At 57.0% G+C, this 2,006-nt stretch carries 2 protein-coding genes; one reads left to right on the top strand and one right to left on the bottom strand.

Annotated features, from left to right (window positions below):
• The coding region (locus ACP5E6_RS18680) for an ISL3 family transposase (protein WP_427956922.1) at positions 1-1,531 on the top strand (1,531 nt) is incomplete at its 5' end.
• 63 nt (positions 1,532-1,594) lie between these two features.
• Here ACP5E6_RS18680 and ACP5E6_RS18675 read toward each other — a convergent pair.
• A partial coding sequence (locus tag ACP5E6_RS18675) for a hypothetical protein (RefSeq protein ID WP_427956920.1) occupies positions 1,595-2,006 on the bottom strand: 412 nt, incomplete at its 5' end.

Below are 2,006 nucleotides of genomic sequence, written 5' to 3'. Positions count from 1 at the left end.
TCCCGGTTGCCGCACTCTGTCCGGTTCCAGGCACAGCTCCTATCTTCGCTGTCTCCAGGATCTGCCGGTTCAGGGCATTCCGGTCATGATCAAGCTGCGCTCAAGGCGATGGCGTTGCCGCAATCCAGCCTGCGCACGAAAGATATTCACCGAGCGTTTGCCAGGAATCGCATCGCCTTTGGCGCGCCGCTCCTGCCGGGTCATGGAACTGGTCCGGCTTATTGGGCACAGCGCGGGAGGGCGTCCAGGGGAGCGGTTGATGGAACGCTTCGCGATGCCTGCGAGCGACGACACGATACTCCGTCAGCTGAAGCGGGCAGCCAAAGAACGGCCCCCGACACCCAGTTTGCAGGCGATCGGAATTGATGACTGGGCTTGGCGAAAAGGCCAGACTTACGGCACGATCATGGTAGACTTGGAGCAGCGAACCGTAGTGGATCTTCTGCCCGACCGATCCGCTATAACCGCGGCGTCCTGGTTGGTCGAACACCCCACCATTGAAATAGTCAGCCGCGACCGGTGCGGCTTGTATGCGACCGCCGCCGTGTCCGGCGCCCCGCATGCCCGGCAAGCTGCCGATCGCTTCCATCTCATCCAAAATCTCCGCGAGGCAATCGAGAAGCAGCTTGGGGGGATTTGGCGGCCCATACGAATAGCGGGCCACCCGGCTGCGCCTGCAGGGGAAAACGACAACTTGCCCCGTGAGGCGCTGGAGCAGCGATCCCAAGCTGTGCAAGCGCGAAGCGCCATCTTCATGCAGGTTAGAACCCTTTACGAGGCCGGAAACACGGCGGCTGAGATCGTTCGGGAGTTGGGCCTCAGTCGAAAGCGGGTTGACAAGTGGATCTGTCTCCAGACGCTGCCAACAAGAAATCCTATGGCGCCAAAGCCGTGTACACCAGCCTTTTACAAGGCTTACCTCGAATCCCGATGGGCAGAGGGTTATCAAAACGGGCGCGGATTATTCAACGAAATCAAGCACCTAGGCTACACTGGTTGTTTTTCATACTTGGCCCGGTTCCTCTCCCCTTGGCGAGATAAAACAAAATCTTCAAAAGGAACCCTTGCCTCTCCCAGCGAGGTGGCCACGCGCGCCAAATCTAGCAGCCAGCAAACGACCTCACCGCTGGTCGCCGCGGCGCTTTGCATCAAACCACGGCCGTTGCTGACGGCACGGCAGGCGGAAGAGGTGGATGCACTCAAGCGCGATACGCCCGATTTTGCAGCAATGCGCAGCCTTGCGATGAGATTCCGAGGCATCTTAATCGGGGGAACTACGGAAAAGCTGGACTGCTGGATCGAATCCGCCAAACAATCTGGCATCTATTCTATGAAGCGCTTCGCGAAACAATTATGTCGCGATATCAACGCGGTCAGAGTTGCGGTGACAGAATCTTGGAGCAATGGTCAGACAGAAGGACAGATCAACCGCTTAAAGACGCTCAAGCGATCAATGTATGGCAGAGCAGGCGTCGACCTTCTACGTGTTCGGATGCTACCCGTTTCGATAATCGGTTTGCACCAAGAATGAGGAAGAGTCTGCGGGTACCGTAAATAGGATGTCGGCCAATTGACTTCGGTCAAATCCACCGTATCAGGAGGTTTGTCGGGGCTGCCCAATAACGAATGGAACTGCTTGAGAATCTGACATGTCGGAGTCTGCCTTTCCAGTACCTGTTTCGCTTGGGACGGTATCGATCGTTTCGACGGTCAGCAGAGAATACGATGGGCTGATTTGCCGATGGTAGGAGATCGGCTTCGCATCAGGTTCATTCCGCGAGGGCTGGCGGCTCCTCTCGTCGACCGCACGTGTTGTCAACTCGGATTTCACGTTCGTCGGACCGACCAGCGGCAGACTAGCTCGCGGCCCGGCAGGTTCCGGCACGACCGTCGATATGAGCCCGGCAAATATTTTGTCAGACGATATTCTGACGATCTGGCAGTATCTAAGAAGTCGACTCAACGGGATGTCGCTGATACCTTCCTCGTATTTCCAGACTGACTGA

Source organism: Acidiphilium sp., from assembly GCF_049977125.1.
Taxonomy (GTDB): domain Bacteria; phylum Pseudomonadota; class Alphaproteobacteria; order Acetobacterales; family Acetobacteraceae; genus Acidiphilium.
Note: the sequence above shows the minus strand (reverse complement) of the source record. Positions and strands in the feature narration are given on the sequence as shown.